This is a genomic window from Agreia pratensis (assembly GCF_900177685.1).
Classification (GTDB): domain Bacteria; phylum Actinomycetota; class Actinomycetes; order Actinomycetales; family Microbacteriaceae; genus Agreia; species Agreia pratensis.
The window spans coordinates 255,039-278,954 of the sequence record NZ_FXAY01000004.1; the positions used below are offsets into that span (position 1 = coordinate 255,039).

General features: G+C 63.8%; 23 protein-coding genes and 1 pseudogene. 15 read left to right on the forward strand and 9 right to left on the reverse strand.

Translation table 11 applies throughout. From position 1 onward, the window contains the following. Positions 1 to 34: 34 nt before the first annotated feature. Positions 35 to 880, forward strand: coding sequence for a pentapeptide repeat-containing protein (locus B9Y86_RS13325; RefSeq protein ID WP_085486835.1), 846 nt, complete (start codon positions 35 to 37; stop codon positions 878 to 880). On the opposite strand, the gene B9Y86_RS13330 is transcribed toward B9Y86_RS13325, so the two are convergent. Continuing rightward, positions 877 to 1,665 (reverse strand): CPBP family intramembrane glutamic endopeptidase, encoded by a 789-nt coding sequence (locus tag B9Y86_RS13330; RefSeq protein WP_139824894.1) that lies wholly within the window; start codon positions 1,663 to 1,665, stop codon positions 877 to 879. The genes B9Y86_RS13325 and B9Y86_RS13330 overlap by 4 nt on opposite strands. A 230-nt stretch (positions 1,666 to 1,895) precedes the next feature. On the opposite strand from B9Y86_RS13330, the gene B9Y86_RS13335 reads away from it, so the two are divergent. The 5 genes from B9Y86_RS13335 to typA all read left to right on the forward strand — a co-directional run bounded on the left by B9Y86_RS13335 (position 1,896) and on the right by typA (position 9,312). Next, positions 1,896 to 3,515 carry a peptide ABC transporter substrate-binding protein gene (locus B9Y86_RS13335; protein ID WP_085486837.1) on the forward strand — a complete coding sequence of 540 codons (1,620 nt, stop codon included), beginning with the start codon at positions 1,896 to 1,898 and terminating at the stop codon, positions 3,513 to 3,515. Positions 3,516 to 3,658: 143 nt separating this feature from the next. Continuing rightward, positions 3,659 to 4,588 carry an ABC transporter permease gene (locus B9Y86_RS13340; RefSeq protein WP_085486839.1) on the forward strand — a complete coding sequence of 310 codons (930 nt, stop codon included), beginning with the start codon at positions 3,659 to 3,661 and terminating at the stop codon, positions 4,586 to 4,588. Positions 4,589 to 4,610: 22 nt separating this feature from the next. Continuing rightward, on the forward strand, positions 4,611 to 5,549 hold the full coding sequence (locus tag B9Y86_RS13345) for an ABC transporter permease (protein WP_085486841.1): 939 nt from the start codon (positions 4,611 to 4,613) through the stop codon (positions 5,547 to 5,549). Beyond that, complete coding sequence (locus B9Y86_RS13350; protein ID WP_085486843.1) at positions 5,546 to 7,297, forward strand: dipeptide ABC transporter ATP-binding protein; 1,752 nt, start codon at positions 5,546 to 5,548, stop codon at positions 7,295 to 7,297. The genes B9Y86_RS13345 and B9Y86_RS13350 overlap by 4 nt, the downstream gene beginning before the upstream one ends. Positions 7,298 to 7,383: 86 nt before the next feature. Next, positions 7,384 to 9,312: a translational GTPase TypA gene (typA, locus tag B9Y86_RS13355; protein WP_044438920.1), complete on the forward strand. Its 1,929-nt coding sequence runs from the start codon at positions 7,384 to 7,386 to the stop codon at positions 9,310 to 9,312. A gap of 81 nt (positions 9,313 to 9,393) precedes the next feature. On the opposite strand, the gene efeB is transcribed toward typA, so the two are convergent. From efeB to B9Y86_RS13375, 4 genes and pseudogenes are all read right to left on the reverse strand, one after another. Beyond that, entirely contained in the window at positions 9,394 to 10,707 is a 1,314-nt protein-coding gene (gene efeB / locus B9Y86_RS13360; protein WP_085486845.1) for an iron uptake transporter deferrochelatase/peroxidase subunit, read from the reverse strand. A 6-nt stretch (positions 10,708 to 10,713) separates the two neighbouring features. Next, entirely contained in the window at positions 10,714 to 11,892 is a 1,179-nt protein-coding gene (gene efeO / locus B9Y86_RS13365) for an iron uptake system protein EfeO (protein WP_085486847.1), read from the reverse strand. Then, positions 11,889 to 12,758, reverse strand: coding sequence for an iron uptake transporter permease EfeU (gene efeU, locus B9Y86_RS13370; RefSeq protein WP_085486849.1), 870 nt, complete (start codon positions 12,756 to 12,758; stop codon positions 11,889 to 11,891). Before efeU ends, efeO begins: the two co-directional genes overlap by 4 nt. Positions 12,759 to 13,135: 377 nt before the next feature. Continuing rightward, positions 13,136 to 14,218, reverse strand: a pseudogene (locus B9Y86_RS13375) (acyltransferase family protein); the annotation flags it as partial. 87 nt (positions 14,219 to 14,305) lie between these two features. On the opposite strand from B9Y86_RS13375, the gene B9Y86_RS13380 reads away from it, so the two are divergent. From B9Y86_RS13380 to B9Y86_RS13395, 4 genes are all read left to right on the forward strand, one after another. Beyond that, positions 14,306 to 14,716 carry a DUF6113 family protein gene (locus B9Y86_RS13380; protein ID WP_139824895.1) on the forward strand — a complete coding sequence of 137 codons (411 nt, stop codon included), beginning with the start codon at positions 14,306 to 14,308 and terminating at the stop codon, positions 14,714 to 14,716. 51 nt (positions 14,717 to 14,767) lie between these two features. Then, positions 14,768 to 15,097 carry a ferredoxin gene (fdxA, locus tag B9Y86_RS13385; protein WP_085486855.1) on the forward strand — a complete coding sequence of 110 codons (330 nt, stop codon included), beginning with the start codon at positions 14,768 to 14,770 and terminating at the stop codon, positions 15,095 to 15,097. Beyond that, positions 15,098 to 16,198: a succinyldiaminopimelate transaminase gene (gene dapC, locus B9Y86_RS13390; protein WP_085486857.1), complete on the forward strand. Its 1,101-nt coding sequence runs from the start codon at positions 15,098 to 15,100 to the stop codon at positions 16,196 to 16,198. It abuts the gene before it with no gap. Between the two features lie 171 nt (positions 16,199 to 16,369). After that, positions 16,370 to 17,698, forward strand: coding sequence for a citrate synthase (locus B9Y86_RS13395; protein WP_085486859.1), 1,329 nt, complete (start codon positions 16,370 to 16,372; stop codon positions 17,696 to 17,698). 23 nt (positions 17,699 to 17,721) lie between these two features. Here the strand turns inward: B9Y86_RS13395 and deoC are convergent, their stop codons facing one another. Together deoC and dapD are read right to left on the reverse strand one after the other, a co-directional pair. Next, on the reverse strand, positions 17,722 to 18,423 hold the full coding sequence (deoC, locus tag B9Y86_RS13400) for a deoxyribose-phosphate aldolase (protein WP_085486861.1): 702 nt from the start codon (positions 18,421 to 18,423) through the stop codon (positions 17,722 to 17,724). Between the two features lie 44 nt (positions 18,424 to 18,467). Continuing rightward, complete coding sequence (dapD, locus tag B9Y86_RS13405) at positions 18,468 to 19,448, reverse strand: 2,3,4,5-tetrahydropyridine-2,6-dicarboxylate N-succinyltransferase (RefSeq protein WP_085486863.1); 981 nt, start codon at positions 19,446 to 19,448, stop codon at positions 18,468 to 18,470. 67 nt (positions 19,449 to 19,515) lie between these two features. On the opposite strand from dapD, the gene dapE reads away from it, so the two are divergent. The 3 genes from dapE to B9Y86_RS13420 all read left to right on the forward strand — a co-directional run bounded on the left by dapE (position 19,516) and on the right by B9Y86_RS13420 (position 22,111). Continuing rightward, positions 19,516 to 20,652 carry a succinyl-diaminopimelate desuccinylase gene (dapE, locus tag B9Y86_RS13410; protein WP_228515479.1) on the forward strand — a complete coding sequence of 379 codons (1,137 nt, stop codon included), beginning with the start codon at positions 19,516 to 19,518 and terminating at the stop codon, positions 20,650 to 20,652. Continuing rightward, positions 20,649 to 21,860 (forward strand): mannosyltransferase family protein, encoded by a 1,212-nt coding sequence (locus B9Y86_RS13415; RefSeq protein ID WP_085486867.1) that lies wholly within the window; start codon positions 20,649 to 20,651, stop codon positions 21,858 to 21,860. The genes dapE and B9Y86_RS13415 overlap by 4 nt, the downstream gene beginning before the upstream one ends. Positions 21,861 to 21,937: 77 nt before the next feature. Beyond that, positions 21,938 to 22,111 (forward strand): DUF3117 domain-containing protein, encoded by a 174-nt coding sequence (locus tag B9Y86_RS13420; RefSeq protein ID WP_078714890.1) that lies wholly within the window; start codon positions 21,938 to 21,940, stop codon positions 22,109 to 22,111. Between the two features lie 91 nt (positions 22,112 to 22,202). Here the strand turns inward: B9Y86_RS13420 and B9Y86_RS13425 are convergent, their stop codons facing one another. Beyond that, positions 22,203 to 22,835, reverse strand: coding sequence for an O-methyltransferase (locus tag B9Y86_RS13425; RefSeq protein ID WP_085486869.1), 633 nt, complete (start codon positions 22,833 to 22,835; stop codon positions 22,203 to 22,205). A gap of 77 nt (positions 22,836 to 22,912) precedes the next feature. On the opposite strand from B9Y86_RS13425, the gene B9Y86_RS13430 reads away from it, so the two are divergent. Further along, a complete protein-coding gene (locus B9Y86_RS13430) occupies positions 22,913 to 23,302 on the forward strand; it encodes a twin-arginine translocase TatA/TatE family subunit (RefSeq protein ID WP_085486871.1) in 390 nt (129 codons plus the stop codon). A gap of 30 nt (positions 23,303 to 23,332) precedes the next feature. Then, positions 23,333 to 23,560 carry a hypothetical protein gene (locus tag B9Y86_RS13435; RefSeq protein WP_085486873.1) on the forward strand — a complete coding sequence of 76 codons (228 nt, stop codon included), beginning with the start codon at positions 23,333 to 23,335 and terminating at the stop codon, positions 23,558 to 23,560. Between the two features lie 5 nt (positions 23,561 to 23,565). Here B9Y86_RS13435 and B9Y86_RS13440 read toward each other — a convergent pair whose 3' ends face one another. Next, positions 23,566 to 23,841, reverse strand: a complete 276-nt coding sequence (locus B9Y86_RS13440; protein WP_085486875.1) for a hypothetical protein — start codon at positions 23,839 to 23,841, stop codon at positions 23,566 to 23,568. Positions 23,842 to 23,916 lie beyond the last annotated feature (75 nt).

The following is a 23,916-nucleotide window of genomic DNA, read 5'->3' on the forward strand; positions in this document are numbered from 1 at the left end:
GCGTCAGTTTCGAGACGTGCGGTAGCCTCTCAGCATGGCGAGACGATTTGCGATACAACGCGGCCGGATTTCGATGATGGCAGCGGTGGCGCTGGGCTCTCTCGCCCTCGTCATCGCTCCGGCGACGGTCGCAAACGCCGAAGTCTTCTATGACGAGGGCGGGTGTGTGGTGCAGCAGGTCACAGACGGTGCGCCCGCGGGTGGCAGCCAGTGCCCGGGAGTCGACTTCGGTGGAACGAGCATGGGGCAGGCCGCTTTTATGGGTGCCAACCTCGCCGGGGCCAACCTGTCGGGATCGAAGCTGCAGGCCGCGAACTTCACGGGTGCGAACATCGAGGGCGCCGATTTCACCGACGCCCAGATCGAAGGTGCCGATTTCACCGACTCCGGCATCCTGCCCGGAACGATCACCGTCGAGGCGGCCGACGCGAGCGGTGCTCCTGTCGATTTCGCACCGGTGGTGCCGGCCGGTCTGACCGCGGGAGACTGTTTGATCGTCGACGTTCCGGTCGTTTCGGGCACCGTGTTTCCGGTTGGTGATTCCGGCATGGTCTGCAAGTTCTCGTCGTCGAACGGCACCGCGATCGCCGTCGTCAAGATCCAAGTGACTCCCCATCCCGAGCAGACCGAGGCGCCCACGCCGCTCTTCACCGATGAGCCGGGCGCGACGGGGTCTACTGGCCCCGCAGGCACCGCGGCTTCGACGAGGCAGCCGACAGACTGGGGGCTCATCGCCGCAGTCGGTGGAGGCGCCATCGTGGTACTCGCGCTCGGTGTCGCGGCTATGATCATCTCGCGACGCAGACCCGCTGTCGCGACCGGTGACGACGGCGTCGAGTCAGACGAAGACAACGACGAGCCGAAGACGCCCGGAGCCTAGCTCAGCCGAAAGAGTCCCGGAAAGGTCGAGAGCGCCCACGCGTAGCCGACGAACGAGGCGATGTCGATGATCCAGTGGGCGATGACGAGCGGCATCGTGCGGCCCCAACGCGTGTAGCACCAGCCGAAGACGATTCCCATGACGACGTTGCCGAAGAACGGTCCGATGCCCTGGTAGAGGTGATAACTGCCTCGCAGCACCGCCGCCGACAGGATGATCTGCCATTGGCCCCATCCGAGCTGCCTCAGTCGGGTGAAGAGGTAGCCCACGACGATCAACTCTTCCGTGAGCGCTGCCCTGAGTGCTGAGGCGATCAGCACAGGAACCGTCCACCAGTATGCGTCGATGGGAGCGGGAACGACATTGACGGTGATGCCCGCGGCTCGACCGATGAAGTAGAGCGCTATCCCTGGCACTCCGATGACGAGAACGAGCAGAAGCCCGCGGGCGGAGTCTCGAGCGGGAGTGCGGAGATCGAAGCCGATCCGCCGGAACGGGTTCGGTCCGGAGATCGCCAGCAGATACAAGACGAGGGCCACGGGCACCAGGTCGAAAAATATGGCGAGCGACTGGTACGTGAAGTCGAGCCATTCGCGGGTGCTCTGCGCCGAGTTCAGGGCCGTCGACTGGCTCGCTAGCGGGGTGTCGTCGGTGAGTTTGGCGACAAGACTCACGATCGAGTACACGGCGGATGCTCCGAGCGACAGCCCGAGAACGATCGCGATCTCCCAGGTCAGGCGTCGTCGGCGCGTGATACGCCACGGGCGGGGAATCGGTTGAGGCACACGTGCTCTTTCTTGCGTCGGCTGGCCCAGATGGAGGGAAAATTGTGCGTGCGGCACAAAGAATGCCGATTTCACGTTTCTAGTGTGTAACTTTTTCCTGCTGGATTTGGCAGGAACCCAGCCCCCTTTTAGGGTACTGGGTAGTCAGCCACGCGACTGATCACCTTTCGGGTGCCTCCGAGAACGTCGGGCGGGCATCCGGTAGCCCAAGAAAGTCCTCAGGAGGAAAATTGAAAATCAGACGCATTGGCATCGGGGCTATCGCCCTCGCCGCGGCCAGCGCCCTTGTGCTGTCCGGTTGTGCCACGGGTGGAGACACGCCCAGCACGAGCTCCAGCGGTGACAGCTCGGCGATCGTTTCGACCAACGGATCAGAGCCGCAGAACCCCTTGATCCCCACCAACACGACGGAGACAGGCGGCGGCAAGATCGTCGATGCCCTCTTTGCAGGACTGGTCTACTACGACGAGAAGGGTGCGCCCGTCAATGACGTCGCGGAGTCCATCGAGTCAACCGATGCCCAGAACTACACGGTGAAGATCAAGTCCGGCCTGAAATTCACTAACGGTGACCCCGTCGATGCGGCTTCGTTCGTCGATGCATGGCAGTACGGTGCTCTCCTCAGCAATGCGCAGGGAAGCAGCTACTTCTTCGCTGACATCGAAGGCTACAGCGACTCGGCTGACAGCCCCCTGACCGGACTGGTCGTCGTCGACGACACCACGTTCACGATCAAGCTCAGCACCCCGCAGTCCGACTTCCCGCTGCGGCTCGGCTACTCGGCCTTCTACCCGCTGCCCAAGTCGGCCTATGCCGACATGAAGGCGTTCGGCGAGAACCCGATCGGCAACGGACCTTACAAGTTCGCATCCGACACCGCCTGGCAGCACAACGTGCAGGTCGACCTCGTCGCGAACCCCGACTACACGGGAGGACGGGCAGCCAAGAACGGCGGCCTGAAGATCGTCTTCTACGCGAACCAGGATGCCGCGTACTCTGACCTGCTCGGTGGAAACCTCGACGTTCTCGATGCCATCCCTGACAGCCAGTTCGCCAACTACAAGACCGACCTCGGTGACCGTGCGGTCAACCAGCCGGCCGCGATCTTCCAGTCGTTCACGATCCCGAACCGTCTTGCCCACCTCGGTGGCAAAGAGGGACAGCTGCGTCGAGCGGCCATCTCGATGGCTATCGACCGTGAAGAGATCACCAAGGTGATCTTCGAGGGAACGCGCACCCCCGCGTCTGACTTCACCTCTCCCGTCATCGACGGTTGGACCGACTCGCTCAAGGGCGCCGACGTTCTGAAGTTCGACCCGGACGAGGCCAAGAAGCTGTGGGCCGAGGCCGACAAGATCTCCCCGTGGGAGGGCTCGTTCCAGATCGGCTACAACTCCGATGGCGGACACGCGGGATGGGTCGACGCTGTTACACAGGGTCTCAAGAACAACCTGGGAATCGACGCCACAGGGGCGCCGTACCCGACGTTCAAGGAACTGCTGACCGATGAAGACAACCGCACCATTCAGACTGCATTCCGCAGCGGATGGCAGGCTGACTACCCGGGTCTGTTCAACTTCCTCAGCCCGCTCTACCAGACCGGTGCCGGATCGAACTACGGCGACTACTCCAACCCCGACTTCGACGCACTTCTGAAGAAGGGCGCGTCGGAGACGGACGCGGATGCAGCCAACAAGGACTACGAGGCGGCTCAGGAGATTCTCCTGACTGACCTTCCTGTCATCCCGTTGTGGTACTCCAACGTCGTTGGCGGACACAGCGAGCAGGTGTCGAACGTGAAGTTCGGCTGGAACTCGGTGCCCCTCTACTACGAGGTCACCAAGAAATAAGTCTGCTCATCGTGTGGGGCGGCAGCGTTTGCGCTGCCGCCCCACACGCAAGCTGTACCCTTGCTTCGACGTGTGCGGCGACGCACCAGTTAGGTGACTCAACTCGAATGTGCACAATGCCCGAACCGGGGATGTAGCGAAACATGACCGGCTATATCTTCAGACGCGTTCTTCAAGCGATTCCTGTTTTCTTCGGAACCACTTTTCTCATCTACTTCATGGTGTTCGCCATGCCGGGGGATCCCGTACTCGCTCTTTTCGGCGACAAGACACCCAGCCCCGCGGTGATCGAGCAGCTGCGACAGCAGTACCACCTCGATCAGCCCTTTATCGTTCAATACTTCATCTACATCGGGGGAATCTTCCGCGGCGATCTCGGAGTCTCCTTCTCAGGACAGCCGGTCGCGGACATCCTCGCCCGCACCTTCCCTGTGACTATCAGGCTGGCGATTCTGGCCCTCCTCTTCGAGACGGTTGCGGGAATCCTCGTCGGTCTCATCTCGGGTCTGCGCAAGGGCAAGCTCTTCGATGCAAGTGCCCTGACGATCAGCCTCATCCTGATCTCGCTTCCGATCTTCGTCATCGCATTCGTCGCCCAGTTCGTGTTCGGTGTGCAGCTCGGATGGGCGCGCACGACGGTCGGGCCTGGAGCGCCGATCCAAGACCTGGTGCTTCCTGCCTTGGTGTTGGCGAGCATCAGCTTCGCCCAGATCGTTCGTTTGACTCGGTCATCGGTGATCGAGACCAGCGGACTCGACTTTGTTCGCACCGCCTATTCCAAGGGTCTGAGTCGCAAGCGCATCATTCCCGTGCACATCCTTCGCAACTCGCTGATCCCGGTGATCACGTACCTTGCAACCGACTTCGGGGTCCTCCTCGTTGGCGCCACTGTCACAGAGGGTATTTTCAACGTTCCTGGAGTCGGAAACACGCTCTACCAGGCAATCATTCGAGGTGAAGGGCCTACGGTCGTTTCGTTCGTCACCGTGATGGTTTTGCTCTACCTCGTCGTCAATCTGGTTGTAGACCTCTTGTACGGCCTACTCGATCCAAGGATCCGTTTTGTCAAATAACATCTCCGATTCCGGAAGCCCCATGCGGTCAGCCGGACACTTCGTCGCCCCGCTCGAGGAAACCCCGATTGCGGCTATCGATGATGTCAAGGTCGCCGAGAAGCCCAGCAACCTCTGGATCGATGCGTGGCGCGATGCGCGGCGTCGGCCGATCTTCTGGATCTCGGGTGGGCTGATCTTGCTCGTCCTTGTCGTCGCGCTCTTCCCGTGGATATTCACCCAAACTCCGCCCAACGATCAGTGCTTCCTCTCGAACAGCAACGGGGGGCCCGACTCCGGTCACCCGTTGGGGTACACGAAGCTCGGATGCGATGTCTACTCGCGCATCATCAACGGCACCTCGACGTCGCTGTCTGTAGGCCTGCTCGTGATCGTCCTCACGACGGTCCTCGGTGTCTTCTTCGGCGCCTTTGCTGGTTTCTACGGTGGCTGGGTCGACGCGACTCTCTCCCGCCTGGGTGACATCTTCTTCTCGATTCCCTACATCCTCGCGGCGGTCGTGATCATGTCGGTGCTGTCGCAGTACCGCAGTATCTGGACGATCTCACTGGCGATCGGACTCTTCGCCTGGCCTTCGACGGCTCGGGTGCTGAGAGCCGAAATCCTGAGGGTGAAACAGGCTGACTACATCACGGCGTCGGAAGCCCTCGGCGTCTCCAAGCTCAAGATCCTGTTCCGGCATGTGCTGCCGAACTCCATCGCTCCGGTCATCGCGATTACGACGATCTCGCTTGCCGGCGCCATCGTCGCCGAGGCGACCCTGTCGTTCCTCGGTGTGGGCCTCGGCAGTGACGTCATGTCGTGGGGCAACGACATCAACCGTGCCCAGAGCGATCTGCGAACGAACCCCATGACCCTGATCTACCCGTCGGCCGCCCTGTCGATCACCGTGTTCAGCTTCATCCTCTTGGGTGAAGTCGTGCGAGACGCACTCGACCCGAAAGCGAGGGCACTCCGTTGAGCGCCACAGATGCAACTCCCGCGAAGTCGGCAGAGACACCCCTTCTCGAGATCAAGAATCTGCAGGTGGGATTCCAGACTCAACGGGGCATGGTCACCGCCGTCAACGGTGTGAATATCACGCTCATGCCGGGCAAGACGCTTGCCATCGTGGGCGAGTCTGGCTCCGGCAAATCGACCACCGCGCACGCCATCATCAATCTCCTCCCGGGGTCCGGGCGAATCACGGGGGGCGAGGTCCTTTTCGAGGGCCGCAACATCGCCGCTCTCGATGAGGGCCAGATGGAGAAGATTCGCGGTCGCATGATCGGTTTTGTTCCTCAAGACCCGATGTCGAATCTCAACCCCGTCTGGAGCGTCGGTTTCCAGGTCGAGGAAGCGATCCGGGCGAATGGAATCGCGACGGGCAAGCAAGACGTCAAGAAGCGTGCGATCCAGGTGCTTTCCGAGGCCGGGCTGTCGGATGCCGACAAGCGGCTCAAGCAGTTTCCGCACCAGTTCTCCGGAGGCATGCGTCAGCGTGTTCTCATCGGAATGGGGCTGAGTTCCAACCCGAAGCTGCTTATTGCGGATGAGCCCACCTCAGCGCTCGACGTCACCGTGCAGCGACGCATCCTCGACCACCTCGAGAAGCTCACGAGGGAGTCGGGCACCGCTTTGGTATTCATCACGCACGACCTGGGGCTCGCTGCCGAGCGCGCAGAGCAGCTCGTCGTTATGTACAAGGGCAAGGTCGTCGAGTCCGGTCCGTCTCGTGAGATCCTCCAGAACCCGGTGCATCCTTACACTCAGCGTCTCGTCGCCGCAGCGCCGAGCCTGGCATCACGCCGCATCCAGTCAGCATCGAAGCCACTCGAAGACCTCGGCTACGAGGCTACGAGGGTGACCGAAGGTGTCGACCTGATCGCTGCTGCAGAGTCGAGGGTCGATGCCCATGCGGCGGCGGCCACGGCGCCTATCGCCATCGCTGTCAAAGATCTCTCCAAGGTCTACAAGATTCGCGGCGGCAAGGGATCGGCTTCGACCCTGAATGCGGTCGACGGTGTCAGCTTCGAGATCCCACGGGGCACAACGATGGCGCTGGTGGGGGAGTCCGGTTCAGGAAAGTCCACCGTCGCCAAGCTGCTGTTGCGTCTCGAAGACTCGACCAGCGGTGAGATCCGTATCGATGGAACCGACACGGCTCCGCTGAAGGGCAAGAGCCTTCTCGCTCTCCGCCGCAAGATGCAGCCGGTCTTCCAAGACCCCTATGGCTCGCTCGATCCTCTTCGAAACATCGGCAACACCATCGCCGAGCCTCTCGGGGTCTTCAACGTAGGTGACAAGAAGAGCCGTCGGGCCCGCGTCGACGAACTGCTCGACCAGGTCGCGCTGCCCAAGTCGCTGGTCACGCGCTACCCGAACGAGCTGTCGGGAGGCCAGCGCCAGCGTGTGGCCATCGCGCGAGCTCTGGCGCTGAAACCCGAGATCGTCATTCTCGACGAGGCGGTGTCGGCGCTCGACGTGCTCGTGCAAGCTCAAATCTTGCAGCTGCTGAGTGACTTGCAGGCAGAGTTGGGGCTCACCTACCTCTTCATCACGCACGACCTGGCGGTGGTCAGAGTGATCGCCGACAACGTCAGTGTGATGAAGTCGGGGCGCATCGTCGAGGCCGCTACAACAGATGAGGTGTTCGGAAACCCGCGCGAGGAATATACTAAAGAGTTGCTTGATGCCATTCCCGGGGCCAACATACCCCTGGGCGTCTAGCCGTTCAGGGCGTTGTCGCCCGATATCCCACGCTAATAAGAGCCCGTCGAGATTCGGGTTCATCCCGATCCTCAAGGACTTTCTCCATGGCTGAAGCCACCCGCGCCGATCTGCGCAACGTCGCAATCGTCGCTCACGTCGACCACGGCAAGACAACCCTCGTCGACGCCATGCTCAAGCAGACCAACTCGTTCGATGCCCACTTCGAGGGCGACGACCGAATGATGGACTCGAACGACCTCGAGCGCGAAAAGGGCATTACGATCCTCGCGAAGAACACCGCTGTCACGTACAACGGTATTCACGCAGCCGAGCACGGTGCCGGCGGACCCATCGTCATCAACGTGATCGACACCCCGGGTCACGCCGACTTCGGTGGCGAGGTCGAGCGCGGCCTCTCCATGGTCGACGGAGTCGTTCTGCTCGTTGACGCCAGTGAGGGTCCGCTGCCGCAGACCCGTTTCGTGCTGCGCAAGGCCCTCGAGGCCAAGCTTCCCGTGATTCTGCTCGTCAACAAGACCGACCGCCCCGATGCGCGCATCGACGAGGTCGTCGCCGAGAGCCAGGACCTGCTCCTGGGCCTCGCGAGCGACATGGCAGACGACGTTCCCGACCTCGACCTCGACGCCATCCTCGACGTTCCTGTCGTCTACGCCTCGGGCCGCAACGGTGCCGCGTCGATCAACAAGCCGGCGAACGGCGAGCTGCCCGACAACGACGACCTCGAGCCGCTGTTCGAGGCCATCCTCACCCACGTGCCGGCCCCGAAGTACGACGACGAGCACCCGCTGCAGGCGCACGTCACCAACCTCGACGCATCGCCGTTCCTCGGCCGTCTCGCTCTGCTGCGTATCTTCAACGGAAACATCAAGAAGGGCCAGCAGGTCGCCTGGGTTCGTCACGACGGCTCCGTGCAGAACGTGAAGCTCACCGAGCTCCTGATGACCAAGGCGCTCACGCGTTACCCTGTCGACAGCGCCGGCCCCGGTGACATCGTCGCCGTCGCCGGCATCGAGGAGATCACCATCGGTGAGACCCTCGCCGACCCCGACGATGTTCGCCCGCTGCCGACCATCACGGTCGACGACCCGGCCATCTCCATGACCATCGGAACCAACACCTCGCCGCTCGTCGGCAAGGTCAAGGGCCACAAGCTCACCGCCCGCATGGTTAAGGACCGTCTCGACCGCGAGCTCGTCGGTAACGTCTCGCTCAAGATCGTCGACATCGGAAACCCCGCAGCCTGGGAGGTGCAGGGTCGTGGAGAACTCGCCCTCGCCATCCTGGTCGAGCAGATGCGTCGCGAAGGCTACGAGCTCACCGTCGGCAAGCCGCAGGTCGTCACCAAGCAGGTTGACGGCAAGACCTACGAGCCGATGGAGCACCTCACCATCGACGCTCCGGAGGAGTACCTCGGCGCCATCACGCAGCTGCTCGCCGCGCGCAAGGGCGTCATGGACGGCATGTCCAACCACGGCACCGGCTGGGTGCGCATGGAGTTCATCGTGCCGTCGCGTGGCCTGATCGGCTTCCGCACCGAGTTCCTCACCACCACCCGCGGCACCGGAATCGCCAACGCGATCTCGCACGGCTACGGCCCCTGGACCGGACCGATCGTCACGCGTAACAACGGCTCGATCGTGGCCGACCGTTCGGGTGTCGTTACTCCCTTCTCCATCGTCAACCTGCAGGAGCGCATGAGCTTCTTCGTGGAGCCGACGCAGGAGGTCTACGAGGGTATGGTCATCGGCGAGAACTCGCGCGCCGACGACATGGACGTGAACATCACGAAAGAGAAGCAGCTCACCAACATGCGCCAGTCGACGTCTGACACGTTCGAGCGCATGACCCCGTCGCGCAAGCTGACGCTGGAGGAGAGCCTCGAGTTCGCCCGTGAAGACGAGTGCGTCGAGGTCACCCCCGAGTTCGTGCGCATCCGCAAGGTCGAGCTCGACTCGAACGCCCGTGCTCGTGCCACGGCGAACCTGAAGCGCGCCAACCAGGGCAAGAACTAGTCATACAAGAACGAAGCGGGGCAACAGAGTTCGACTCTGTTGCCCCGCTTCGTTGTTGTGCGCGCGTGGCACGAAGCTCGTCTAGACGAACAGCGCAGCTCCGACGTATGAGCCCTGTTTGGCTCCGGCCGGAACAGCGAACAATCCCGACCCCACGTGCCTGATGTACTCGTTCATCAGATCGTTCTTCGCCAGGTTCATCTGAATATCGATGAACTGGGCGGGGGAGCGCTGGTAGCTGATGAAGAACAGACCGGCCTCGAGACGCCCGAGACTATCGTTGCCGTCGACGAAGTTGTAGCCGCGTCGCAGAATCTCGGTACCCGCGTTCGACTCCGGATGCGCGAGACGCACGTGCGAATCGGCGTCGATGAGCGGCTTGTCGGCCCGGCCGAGCACGGCGAAGTCGGGGGCGGTGAATTCGGTGCCTCCCGACAGCGGCGAGCCTTCGCCCTTTGTGCGGCCGATGATCCGCTCCTGCTCGCTGAGCGCCGTTCTGTCCCATGTCTCGATGGTCATGCGGATGCGTCGGGCGACCATATAGGAACCTCCCGCGAGCCAGGAGGGTGTGGCCGAGGCGGGAACCCACACGGAGTTCATGACCTTGCCGAGTTGCTCGGCCTTGATGTTCGCTGTTCCGTCTTTGAATCCGAAAAGGTTGCGTGGTGTGACCTGGGAGGTGCTGGTCGATGACGTTCGCCCGAACCCGAGCTGCGACCAGCGCAGGCTGGCACGGCCGAACGCGATGCGCGACAGGTTGCGGATCGCGTGCACGGCGATCTGGGGATCGTCGGAACAGGCCTGGATGCAGAGGTCTCCGCCCGTTCTCTGGGGATCGAGATCGTCGGCGGGAAAATGCGGAAGCTCGCGCAGTTCGGCGGGCTGCTGGGAGGCGATACCGAAGCGATCGGCTCCTGACGCGTCGACGAACAGACTCGGGCCGAAGCCGAAGGTGATGGTCAGGCCACCGGTGGGCAGGTCGAGCGCCTCGCCGGTGTCTTCTGGCGGAGCGTCGTACGGGCCGTCGACCGCGCCGAACTCTCCTACGGGCTTGCCCTGGCACATCAGTGCCGCCGCGGAGCTCCAGTCCTGCAGGAGCTCGATGAGATCGGCTCTCGAGGCTGTCGACGACATGTCGAAAGCGGCAAAGTGAAGGCGGTCTTGGGCAGGGGTGACGATGCCGGACTGATGAGTGCCGTGGAACGGGTAGCTGGCGTTGCTCGTAGTGGACCCGCTCGTCGACATGGAGTCGGCAGCGGCGAGCACTCCGCGGTCGCCCACGACGCCGACACCCAAGCCCACCACACCGGCCCCGGCCAGCCCGAGCAGTCCTCGTCGTGAGAGCTTCTGCGGGGTGGCCGGGGCTTTCTCCTCGGCGGAGTGTTCGTCGGTCATCGTCTGTTACGCGACGAGAGTAGCGGTGAGCTTGCTGAGCGGCTCGCTCAGGGCGTTGACGCCGTCGGCGAGCTCTTTGACCTGCGCCTGCGTGAGCTCGTTGTAGTAGACGAAGCCACTGTCGAGGCTGCCATACGAAGCGAGCTGCTTCTCAAGGTCGCCGAAGCGTGTATCGAGTGTCTTCACGAGCTCGGGGTCTTTCGCCTCCACGATGTCGCGAACGCCTTCATAGGCGACGCGGGCTCCTTCGAGGTTGGCCTGGAAATCCCACAGATCGGTGTGAGACCAGATCTCCTCTTCGCCCGTGATCTTGCCGCTGGCCACCTCTTCGAGAAGGCCGATCGCTCCGTTCGAGATGGCGTCGATCGACACGGTGTAGTCGCTCGCGTGAACGGCGTCGTAGAGCTGCTGCGTGTTCTCGGCGAGCTTGTCTGCGTAGTACGTGCGCTGGTCGGGGGTGAGGGCTACATAATCGACGCCTCCGTTCTCGGCGGCCGCCGGCGGAAAGAGATCTTTCTCTATACGGTGCCAGCCGGTCCATTCCTTGTCGGGCGCGACGTCGGCCTCACGGAAGTCGATCTCGGGGTCGAGGTCGCCGAACGACTCCGCGACCGGCTCGATTCGCTCGTAATTGGCGCGAGCCGTGGCATAGCTTGCGCGGGCGGTCTCGTCATCGCCGGACTTGTAGGCGGCGAGGAACGCGTCGGTTCCCGTCACCAGCTGGGCGACCTGGTCTTTGACGTAAGCCACGTAGTTGGTGGCTGCGGCGTCGACCTGCTCCTGCTCGTCGCCAGCAAGCTTGACTTTGTCGCCTGTCACAGAGAAGGCGGCATTTCCGACGCCGTCTCCGACCATTCCCGGCTTGCAGACGGTGAAGTAGTCGCCCGGCTGAGCCTGCACGACGAGGTCACGTGAGATGCCGGGTCCGACGTTCTCGACCTCGCCGATGATGCGCAGCCCGTCGTCGGCGAGCAGGTAGAACTCGGTGACCTTGTCGCCGGAGTTCGTGACCTTGAAGCGCAGAGTCCCGCTCGACGCGCTGTTCGTGCTGACCGAGCACGCGTCGGCGCTGGAGTCGACCGCGATGGCCGAGGCATCCGACGACGTGGCGTTCGGAACGCATCCGGTGAGTGCCAGCAGAGTCGCTGCGGCGCCGATCGTCGTGATTACTGCTCTGGCTTTCACCGGGCTCCTTGGGGGGTTGAACGTGCTGTGTTGCTGTCAGACGTGCGTGTCTGGGGGGAGGGCGCCTTTCGGACGACGGCGCGGAGGAAGATGACCATCGTCGGAACGACGTACAGCGTCCACGCCGCCGCTTCGAGCCAGGTCGTGGCCGGCGAGAAGTTGACGGTGCCCTTCAGGAGAGTTCCGTACCAGCTGTCGGGCGGAACAGCGGCCGAGACATCGAATGCGAGGGCGTTCAAGCCGGGCAGGATTCCTGCTTCTTGCAGATCATGAACGCCATACGACAGCACCCCGGCCGCCACGACGATGAGGAACGCGCCCGACCAGGCGAAGAACTTCGCGAGGTTGATGCGCACCAGTCCGCGATTGATGAGCCACCCGAGTATCACGGCGACGATGATGCCGAGGGCAGCTCCCACCAACGGCAGTGTGGTCGAGCCTGTGGCCTGCACCGCGGCCCAGATGAACAGAGCGGTCTCGATTCCTTCGCGACCCACGGCCAGGAAAGCGACGAGGACGAGGCCCCATCCAGCGCCGGCGAGATGCTGATCGACGTCGTTCTGCAGGTGATGCTTGAGGTTCTTCGACGTGCGGAGCATCCAGAAGACCATCCACGTGACGAAGATCGTGGCGACGATCGAGAGCGATCCACCGATCGCCTCCTGAGCCTCGAATGACAGACCATAGGTGCCGAAGGTCAAGATCGCGCCGAGTGACAACGAGACCAGAATTGCGAGGCCGACGCCGAGCCAGATGCGCTTCAGAACATCGGGGCGCTTGATCTTGACGACATAAGCGATGAGGATTCCGACGACGAGAGCTGCTTCGAGTCCTTCGCGCAGGCCGATGAGAAAGTTCGCGAGCACGGGTGAGGGCCTTCGGGTGAGGCGGCGCGGAATGGCGCCGGGGCAGAGAGGCGGCCCACACTGGTCGTCTCGTATATTCGGTAAGGCTTGCCTTACCGAATCTGACTGTAACCCAGCGGTGTCGTCGTGTCCAGTTACTTCGGCTGCGGATTGACGGTGACTTCTCGCCCCGGACTCACCAGACGAAGAGCGACCGCGATCACAGCGGCGGTCAGGGTGAGCAGCAGCAGACTCAACCCCCACTGGATCTCAGCCGCGAAGACGGCGAACGCGAGAAGTGCGGCGACTCGGATGCGCACCGCCCCCGGGGTGCGAGCGCCGTCGAGTGCGGCTTTCGATGGGCGTTCCCAGCGAACGACGGCCAGACTCAGCGCCGCGAGAATCAGCCAGACCGCCAAAACGAAGGGCGGTCGGGTCGCCCACCAGGCGCCGCTGCCCGGCACGCTGTCAACCCATCCGCTGAGGAACAGGCCCCCGCTCAGCGCCACGATGATGGGCAGGTGCCATAGATAGATGGTCATCGCTCTGCTGCCCACGAAGAATGTCGCGATGAGAACGGGTTTGAGAGTCATCGCAATCCGCAGCAGCGGATAGAGGAGATGGAGGATGCAGACCTGCGCGACGCCCAACAGGATCAAAGGCACGGTCGCGGGGTTGAGGTTGGTCAGCATGTCGACCGGATAGACATGGAGCGTGTAGGTGAGTACGGCGAGCAGCGCGTAGCTCACGGCGGCTCCCGCGGCGAGTTGCCAGCGCGGGCGGCGTGCGAACCATCCGTCTGCGTACATGAACCCGAGCTGCTGCACCGCGAGCCAGACGAACACGAGGTTGAGCAGCCCGATCTCCTGAATGCCACTCGTGATTCGTGCAGCATCGACGATCACAGACAGGGCGATGAGCGCCGCGATGGTCGAAGCAGGACGAGAGGTATGCCAGCGGTGCACGACAGGAAGAAATGCCTGGCACGAGATGAACGCCGCGAGGAACCACAACGGCATGCCCACGCCGGCGGCGACGATGTCGACGAGTCCCCGGTCGACACCGCAGGCGACGAGCACCCACAGCACGACCGTCAGGAAGAGGAGCAGGGGGAGTGCTGGTCGAAGGAGGCGCACGAGCCGCGACCGAAGGAACTCGGACGGTGACGTTCCCCGTCGCATCGCGCTTCTCCAGGAGACCGCTCCGGCGAAGCCGCCCACCACGAAGAAGAGCGGCATGATCTGGCCGACCCATGTGGCGAGCGCGAACCAGTCCTGCGTCTGCAACGGGTTGATCTGGCCGATCGTGTCGCCGTCGCGATAAAGGCCCACCATCAGGGAGTGCATCATCACGACGGCGAAGACGCAGAACACCCGTGCGAGGTCGACGACGAGGTCGCGCTTGCTGCTAGCGGCGATTGCGACGATGTCGGCTGGCTCGTCGCCGGTGGTCGCGGCCGTTCGGCTGGATCGGTTCGGCACTGAATCATTCCCTCCGGGTGGTATCGAACATGATAGCGAGGGCCGGGCATGGGCCGGTGCCCCGCCTGACGCAGATAGTCTGGAGTGGTGATCGAGCAGACAAGAGAACCGCGCAGGGAAGCATCCCCGGAGTCTCTGTCGTCGAGGGCCGTGTCATGGGTGGTCGGCTTAGGGCTCGGCGTGCTGTTCGGCGTCATGGGGACGGCGGTCAGCCAGTCGACGTGGACCATCGTGGCCGGATTCAGCCTGCCCGTCGGGATCATCATCGCTCTTCTGGCAGTCACCCTCCTTCTCCTCGGACTTCGACTGGTGCTGCGTACCCGCACGGCAGCCATCCTTGCCGCATTCGGCATCGTCGTCGCGATCTTCCTGCTCTCTCAGCCGAGCTCGGGCGGCTCGATTCTGGTTCCAGGCAACGCTCTCGGGGTCACCTGGACCTTCGCCCCTACGGTCATCGCGCTGCTGGTGCTCGCATGGCCACGCTTTTCGAAGAATTAGACTTGTCCAGTCGCACCATATTCTGTGCGGCATGAAGGGAACGAACGCACTGTGACCTACGTCATCGCCCTGCCCTGTGTCGATGTCAAAGACCGGGCCTGTATCGACGAATGTCCGGTCGACTGCATCTACGAGGGCGAACGCTCGCTGTACATCCACCCCGACGAATGCGTCGACTGTGGCGCGTGCGAGCCTGTCTGCCCCGTCGAGGCCATCTACTACGAAGACGATCTGCCCGAAGAGTGGGCCGACTACTACAAGGCCAACGTCGAGTTCTTCGACGACATCGGGTCTCCCGGTGGCGCGGCCAAGATCGGTGTGATCGCCAAGGATCACCCCGTGATCTCGGCTCTGCCTCCGCAGTCGCACGGCGAGAAGTAAGTGACCCTCGCGCTTCTTCCCGACTACCCGTGGGACGCGATGAGGCCATACGCGCAGATCGCGCGTCGGCACTCCGGCGGCATCGTCGACCTCTCGATCGGCTCGCCGGTCGATGAGACGCCGCGCCTCGTCCGTGAAGCGCTCGCCTCGGCGACAGACGCGCATTCGTACCCGCAGACTGCGGGAACCCCGGCGCTCAGGGCGGCGGTCGCCGACTGGTTCGCGCGCCGCCGCAACGTGCCGGATGTGCGCGACGACGAGGTGCTGCCGACGATCGGATCCAAGGAGCTCGTCGCATGGCTCCCGCTCATGCTCGGGCTCGGCGACGGCGATGTCGTCGTGCACCCCCGTGCGGCATATCCGACGTATGCGGTCGGCGCGACGATCGCCGGTGCCCGGCCCGTCGCATCCGACGACCCGGCCGACTGGCCGGAGAACACACGCCTCGTGTGGCTGAACTCGCCGGGCAACCCCGACGGCTCGGTTCTGGATGTCGCCGGCCTTTCGCGTGCGGTGGCCCGTGCGCGCGAGCTCGGGGCGATCGTCGCAAGCGACGAGTGCTACGCCGAACTCGGATGGGACGGACCCTGGGGGAACGAGCCTGTGCCCAGTGTGCTCGATCCTCGCGTCACCGGAGGAGACCGCACGGGCCTGCTCGCGGTGTACTCACTCAGCAAGCAGTCCAACCTCGCCGGTTACCGCGCGGCCTTCGTCGCCGGCGATTCTCGCCTCATCGACCGCCTTCTGACGGTGCGCAAGCACGCTGGGATGATGCCACCTGCGCCTGTGCAGGCCGCGATGGCGGTCGCGCTCGCAGACGACGCCCATGTCGCCGCGCAGAAGAGCCTCTACCGTGCACGTCGCGATGCGCTGCGCCCGGCCCTCGAGAACTTCGGAGTGCGCATCGATCGGAGCGAGGCCGGCCTCTACCTGTGGGGAACCAAGGGCGTCGACGCCTGGCAGACCATCGCGGAGCTGGCCGAGCTGGGCATTCTCGCCGGCCCCGGCCCGTTCTACGGTGATCATTTTCCCCACCATGTGCGGGTGTCGCTCACCGCGACCGATGAACGGATCGCGGCCGCCGTCTCGCGTCTTTCCTGAGTTCGCGCATTGTCGGCAACCTCCAATGAGACCCGTCGGTTGCGGGCGAATGTCATAGTTGCCAGCATTTCGCCCTAGGCTGTAGGAGGGTCAACGCGGTCCGGGGTCACCAATCCTGTGTCTAGCGTCCCGCCACTTACCATCAGGCAGGAACACTCGTCAGGAGGCGCCGTGACCGACGTCGGGCAGCACACATCAGCATCAGAACCCGAAGCAACTGAACCGGGAAAGGCGACACTCTCCTACCCGGGGGGCACAGCCGAGTTCCCTATTCTCGACAGCGTCGACGGGGCATCCTCGATCGATCTCTCGACGTTCACCAAGCAGACCGGTATGACCACCCTCGACTACGGGTTCGTCAACACCGCGGCCACCAAGTCGAACATCACGTACATCGACGGAGACCAGGGCATTCTGCGTTATCGCGGATACCCGATCGAGCAGGTAGCCAAGGGGCTCAGCTTCCTCGAGGTCGCCTGGCTTCTGATCTACGGCGAGATTCCCACCGAGAGCGAACTCGAAGACTTCGATCGGCGAATCCGTCGTCACACACTGCTCCACGAAGACCTCAAGCGCTTCTTCGACGGACTGCCGCACCAGGCGCATCCGATGTCGGTGCTGTCGAGTGGCGTATCCGCCCTGTCGACGTACTACCAGGACTCCCTCGATCCGACCAACCCCGAACACGTCGAGATCTCGACGCTTCGTCTTCTCGCGAAGATGCCCGTCATGGCGGCCTACGCGCACAAGAAGAGCGTGGGGCAGGCGTTCCTCTATCCAGACAACACCCTGAGCTTCGTCGACAACTTCCTGCGGCTCAACTTCGGCACCATGGCCGAGCCCTACGAGGTGAACCCGGTCGTGTCGAGTGCACTCGAGCGACTGCTCATCCTCCACGCCGACCACGAGCAGAACGCGTCGACGTCGACCGTTCGCCTCGTCGGTTCCACCCAGGCCAACATGTTCGCCTCGATCTCCGCTGGCATCAATGCTCTCTTCGGGCCCCTGCACGGCGGCGCCAACGAGGCCGTGCTCAGCATGCTCGGCGACATCCAGGCATCCGGCGAGGGTGTAGCGAAATACGTGGAGCGCGTCAAGAACAAAGAGGCGGGGGTCAAGCTCATGGGCTTCGGGCACCGCGTCTACAAGAACTACGACCCGCGCGCCAAACTCGTCAAAGAGAGCGCCGACGAGGTGCTCGAAGCGCTGGGTGTTCACGACGACCTGCTCGAGATCGCGAAAGAACTCGAGCAGATCGCTCTCGCCGACGACTACTTCAAGGAGCGTCGTCTGTACCCGAACGTCGACTTCTACACGGGAGTCATCTACAAGGCGATGGGGTTCCCCACCCGCATGTTCACGGTGCTCTTCGCGATCGGGCGTCTGCCGGGGTGGATCGCGCACTGGCGCGAGATGACCAGCGACCCGCAGACGAAGATCGGTCGCCCGCAGCAGCTGTACTTAGGCCACGCTGCGCGCGACCTGCCGACCGGCCGCTAGCTGTACCAGCGGCCGGCGCGGTCTCAGTAGCCTCCGTCGCCCATCGCCGGGGCGCCGGAGAGCACCTGCCGCGAACTCGACACACCCAGACGGGTAGCCCCGGCCTCGATCATGGCCACGGCGTCATCGTAGCTGCGGATGCCGCCGGATGCCTTGACTCCCAGACGGGTGCCGACGGTCTCGGCCATCAGCCGAACGGCGTGCACGGTCGCGCCGCCCGACGGGTGGAAGCCCGTCGAGGTCTTGACGAAGTCGGCGCCGGCGCTCTCCGCTGCGCGGCAGGCGGACACGATCTCATCGTCGGTCAACGCTGCCGACTCGATGATGACCTTCAGGATGCGCGGAGCCGGGATGACGGCGCGCACGGCGGCGATGTCGGCCTCGACGCGATCGAACGCTCCGGCCTTGGCGGCACCGATGTCGATCACCATGTCGACCTCATCGGCACCCTGCTCCACTGAGAGGGCAGCCTCTGCCGCCTTGATAGAGGAATGATGCTTTCCCGAGGGGAAGCCGCAGACGACGGCGACCTTGAGCGACGATCCCTGCGGGAGTTCGAGGGGGAGCATCGAGGGGGAGACGCAGACGGAGTACGCCCACAGATCGTCGGCCTCGACGATGAGGGCCGCGACGTCGGCCTCGGTGGCCTCTGGCTTCAGCAGGGTGTGGTCGAAGTACCGCGCAAGCTGCTCGGTGGTGATGGGCGTGCTGTCGGAGGGGGTCATGAGTGGGTCCTTTTGTCGGGAGTCGGCGGGGGAGAGTAGTCAGCTCAGGCGTGCAGCATCGCGTTGAGTTCGACGCCTGCACCGTTTCGAGGGAGAACCTCGACGGCCCCCGTGAGCGAGTTGCGGCGGAACAGCAGATTGGGAACCCCGGAGAGCTCGACCGCCTTTGCCGTACGTCGTGCGCCGTCTGCAGTCGGGGTGGAGTCGAGGAGAACCACCTTGGTGCCCGCGGTCACATAGAGCCCGGCCTCGACGACCGAATCGTCGCCGATCGAGATACCGATTCCGGAGTTGGCGCCGAGAAGGGCACGCGCGCCGATCGAAACGCGCTGGGTGCCGCCGCCCGATAGGGTGCCCATGATGGATGCGCCGCCGCCGATATCGGAGCCGTCGCCGACCACGACGCCCTGGGAGATACGCCCCTCGACCATGGAGGTGCCGAGCGTTCCCGCGTTGAAGTTCACGAAGCCCTCGTGCATGACGGTGGTGCCCGGGGTGAGGTGGGCGCCGAGTCGAACGCGCGAGGCGTCGGCGATGCGGACACCGGTGGGACTCACGTAGTCGAGCAGGCGGGGGAACTTGTCGATGCCGGTGCTGGCGATGCCGTGCCGCTGAAGCGACGGACGGAGGCGTGAGAAGTCGTCTGGATGCACGGGGCCGGCGTTCGTCCACACCACGATCGGGAGGTGTCCGAAGATTCCGTCGAGATTGATGGTGTTGGGGCGCACGAGGAGGTGCGACAGAAGGTGGAGTCGCAGGTAGGCATCCGGCGTGGAAGCGGGAGGCTCGCGCAGATCGATCTGGGTGGTCACGATCTCGACCGTGACATTGCGCCTGGCATCGGGCTGGGCGTGGGCATCGAGAGAAGCGTCCGCGAGCTGTGGATCGCCGCCCTCTGGTGCACGTCCCAGCGCCGGGCTCGGGTACCAGGTGTCGAGGACGACGCCGCTGCCGGAGATGGTGGCAAGACCGGTAGCCCAGGCGAATTCGGGCGTTGCTGGGCTGGCAAATGTCTCAGAACTCATGCACTGAGCCTACCGAGTCAGTCGTTGTCGCCGGCCGTGTGCGGCTCTGGCATCTATGCTGGGCGGCATGACGGATACCGCCCCCGCCCCGCTGCCGCCACTCGACCTCTCCGCCACATCGGTCGCCTTGACGAAGCAGCTGTGCGACATGCCGTCTGTCTCTGGAGATGAAGTGGCGATCGCCGACGCGATCGTCGCCAGCCTCAGCGGATTCGACCACCTCGAACTGCATAGAGACGGCGACACGGTTGTTGCGAGAACTAACCTCGGTCGCCCCGCACGCGTGGTGATTGCGGGTCACATCGATACCGTGCCGATCAACGACAACCTGCCGACGCGCTACGAGACCCTCGACGAGGGATCGACCGCGGGCACTCCGGGGGATTACCTGTGGGGGCGCGGAACCGTCGATATGAAGGGTGGGGTCGCGGTGCAGCTGAAGCTCGCTGCGGAGCTGACCGCCCCCTCGGTCGACATCACCTGGATGTGGTACGACAACGAGGAGGTGTCGAGCGATCTGAACGGCCTGGGACGACTGGCGCGAAACTCTCCGGAGATGTTCGCCGGGGACTTCGCCATTCTCGGAGAGCCGACCAATTCACTCATCGAAGGCGGCTGCAACGGAACGCTGCGGGCGCAGATCCGAACGCATGGTCTGCGCGCTCATTCCGCGCGCAGCTGGGTGGGCGACAACGCGATCCACTCTCTGTCGCCGGTGCTCGCGACATTGGCGACATACGAGCCCCGCCAGGTCGAGGTCGAAGGACTCGTGTTCCGAGAGGGTCTGAATGCCGTCGGCATCAGCGGCGGGGTGGCCGGCAACGTGATTCCGGATGCGGCCGCCGTCGAGGTCAACTACAGATTCGCGCCGTCGCGCTCCGGCGCAGAGGCAGAGGCCCACATTCGCGAACTCTTCGACGGCTTCGATGTGACGATCGTCGATGTCGCCGAGGGAGCTCGGCCCGGGCTCGACGCTCCCGTGGCGCGACAGTTCATCGAGGCGGTCGGTGGAGTCCCCCTTCCCAAATACGGATGGACCGACGTGGCGCGCTTTTCAGCGCTCGGAGTTCCCGCCGTCAACTACGGGCCGGGCGACCCGCTCAAAGCACACGCAGACGATGAGCGTGTGCTCCTCAGTCAGATCACGGCCTGCGAAGACGGCCTTCGACGGTGGCTGAACGGAACAGCCGCCTCAGACGAATGATCACGCGTAGGCGCGCCGCCCTCGTGCGCTACCGGATGCTTCCCTGGTGGGGGCGTGTGACCCTCGTCTACGCGGCGGCACGCATCGTGAGCACCGTCATCATCATGGCGATCGCCGCTGTCCAGGGGCCCAACCCGTGGACGGGCGCGCATCCGTCGTATTTCGACTTCGCCACCATCTGGGACGGTCACTGGTACTACATCGTCGCGATGACGGGATATCCGGAGCAGCTGCCCCTCACCGTCGACGGGCACATCGGGGAGAACGCCTGGGCGTTCATGCCGGTCTACCCGTTTCTGGTCAGGGGACTCATGATCGTCACGACACTGTCGTGGCCCGTCGTGTCCGTCGTCGTCTCGGTGGTCGCGGGGCTCGGGGCCGCTCTTGTGTTCTTCAAGCTGATGGTGCGCGTGCTCGGCGACTCCCAGACGGCGATGTTCTCGGTCGTGTTGTTCTGCGTAGCCCCGGTCTCCGCGCTCTTCCAGCTGTCGTACGCGGAATCGCTCTACACCTTCCTCCTCGTTCTCGGGCTCTATCTCGTGGTGCAGCGGCGATACGGATGGCTGATTCCGCTCATCGCCGTCATGGCGCTGACCCGCCCGTCGGGGCTGGCGTTCGCGCTGTTCCTCGGACTCCACGTGATCGTACGTTTCGTCACACGACGCACCGATCCGTTCCCCTGGGGCGAGCGGATCACCGTGAGCCTGATCGCCGTCTTCAGTGCTGCGATGGGACTTCTCTGGCCGGCGATCGCGGGTGTGGTCACGGGAGATCCGACGGCGTATACCGACACCGAGCTGGCCTGGCGGTCGGTCTACATCGGATATCAGCACCTCGTTCCCTTCGCGCCATGGTTCCAGGGGGCCAACTGGTGGCTCAATTCGCAGTCCGGGTTCCCGACGGGGGGAGTCGTGGTCCTGCTGCTGATCATCGCGTTCGGCCTGAGCCTGTTCCTTCGACCGGTGCGCCGGCTCGGAACCGAACTGCGGCTCTGGGTGCTGAGCTACGGCGTCTATCTTCTGGCCGTCTTCTTTCCCCAATCGAGCACGTTCCGTCTACTGATGCCGATGTTCCCCTTGCTCGGGGCGGTCGCGCAGCCTAAATCATTGGTATATCGGGTCTCGATGGTTCTCGTCTTCATCGCGGCCCAGACGGGATGGCTGCTGCTCTGCTGGGGCGTCGACGGAGCGGACTGGACTCCGCCGTAGACGTCGCGTCCCGAGAGGCGGCGGTGGAAGCTCCGTGAAATAGCGGATAATAGAAGTTCACGACGAAAGGGAGCCGCATGGCCGCCATGAAGCCCAGGACCGGAGACGGACCAATGGAGGCTGTCAAAGAAGGACGCCTCATTATCGTGCGAGTGCCACTCGAAGGAGGCGGTCGCCTCGTGGTTTCGGTGAACGATGCCGAGGCGAAAGAGTTGCACGATGCTCTCGCGGGGGTTGTCACCCCCGCCTGACCTGGTTGCGCGCAACACGAGGCGCACCACACAGCGAAGCTCGGCGGCTGATCTGACGGGAGAACGGGTATCCACCCATTCTCCCCGACGGTCAGTCGCCGACTTTTGTTATCTGGAGCAGCCCGTCGCCGGCGGGCGAGAGGGCGACCAGCACCGCGCTCGACTTCGAGAGCTCGGTGATGAGGGTCCTGAAATCGGTCGCCGTGTCATCGCGCTGTGCCGGATCGGCCACACGGTCGCGCCACAGTGCGTGAGGAACAGCGACTGTTCCCCCCTTGCGTACGAGTCGGAGACCGTGCTCGACGTATTCGATCACGTTCTCTGCATCGGCATCGATCAGCACCAGGTCGTAGGAGTCCTCGTTCATTCGCGGCAAGACGTCGACGGCGCGACCCGCGATGAGTCGGAATCGATTTGCCGGGATGCCCTCCGCGAGAAATGCGGCGCGAGCCGCCTGCTGATACTCGACCTCCGTGTCGATCGACGTGATCGACGCGTGGGGCGCACCCCGGAGCATCCACAAGCCTGAGACGCCCGCGCCGGTGCCGACCTCGATGATCGCCTGGGCACCGGATGCCGCGGCGAGAACGCCGAGCTGCGCTCCGACCGCGGGCGACACGGGGTCGATACCTAGTTCGAGCGAGTGCGCGCGAGCCTGCGCAAGCCCAGCCGGCTCCAGGACGACGTCCTCGGAGTACTTCCAGTTCATTTCTTTACCTGACACGTCACTCTCCCGAAGGCAAGCATAGGTACTGGGCGCCCTGTCAGACGCGAGCCACGCGGCGGAGGTAGTCTGTCAGGGTGTTCAACGGGTTGTCGTTCGAGAAGCTGCTGCTCGTAGGGGTGATAGCTGTCTTCCTGCTCGGCCCCGACAAGCTCCCGAGCTACGCCGCCAAGCTGGGGCGGCTCGTGAGAACTCTGCGCGACTACGCCAACGGGGCCAAGGTGCGCATGAAAGAGGAGATGGGCCCCGAGTTCGACGACGTCGACTGGAAAAAGCTCGATCCCCGCCAATACGACCCCCGACGCATCATCCGCGAAGCTCTGCTCGATGATGCTCCGGCAGCCGCCGTCCCCGTGATCAAGCCCGTTTCGCGACCCGAACCGGCGTATCTCTCTCGCCAAAAAGACGCGGTTCCCTCGCAAGCGCACGATGACTCGGCCACGCCGTTCGACTCGGAATCAACGTGATTGCGCCCTCGTGGGCGCTAGATTGACATCATGACAAGCGACGTCGACGGCACTGACCCGGTCACTTCTCTCTTCTCTGGCGCTGACGGTGTTGTCGTCACGAACGATACGGTGTCCGCCGATTGGACGTCGTCGCCGTGGACGCTGGCAGGGCTCGTACTCGTCGGATGTGTCGCGGTCAGCGCCTTGTTCGCCGTCGTCATTCCTGTGCTTGCGGATCTGGTCTTCGGCTGGATGCCCGCGATCTTCTTGTTCTGACGCTGTCAGAACGTGATTCGCCAGAGATACTCAGAGCCGTCGGGGCGGAACCAGCGAACGACGACGATGCCCCGTCGCGGGAGTTCTTGACCTGAGACCAGGAGCCTCACCTGTCGACCAGGGTCGAGGATCAGAGGGGCGCTCGTGCGCAGGAGGCCGGCTCCGAGCACGCTGAACGACAGGGCTGTCAGGCGTTCTGGGCTGCGGTTGGTGAGCACCACGGCGCGGGGCGCACGGCGCCGCTCGATGGTGAAGGGAACGGGATACGCTTCGTCGATCATGCGGGCAGGCTAGGGGCAGCGACCGACTCCAGAGGGGCTCTCCTGGCCCGTGGGCGGCTGCGCTGTGGAGAGATC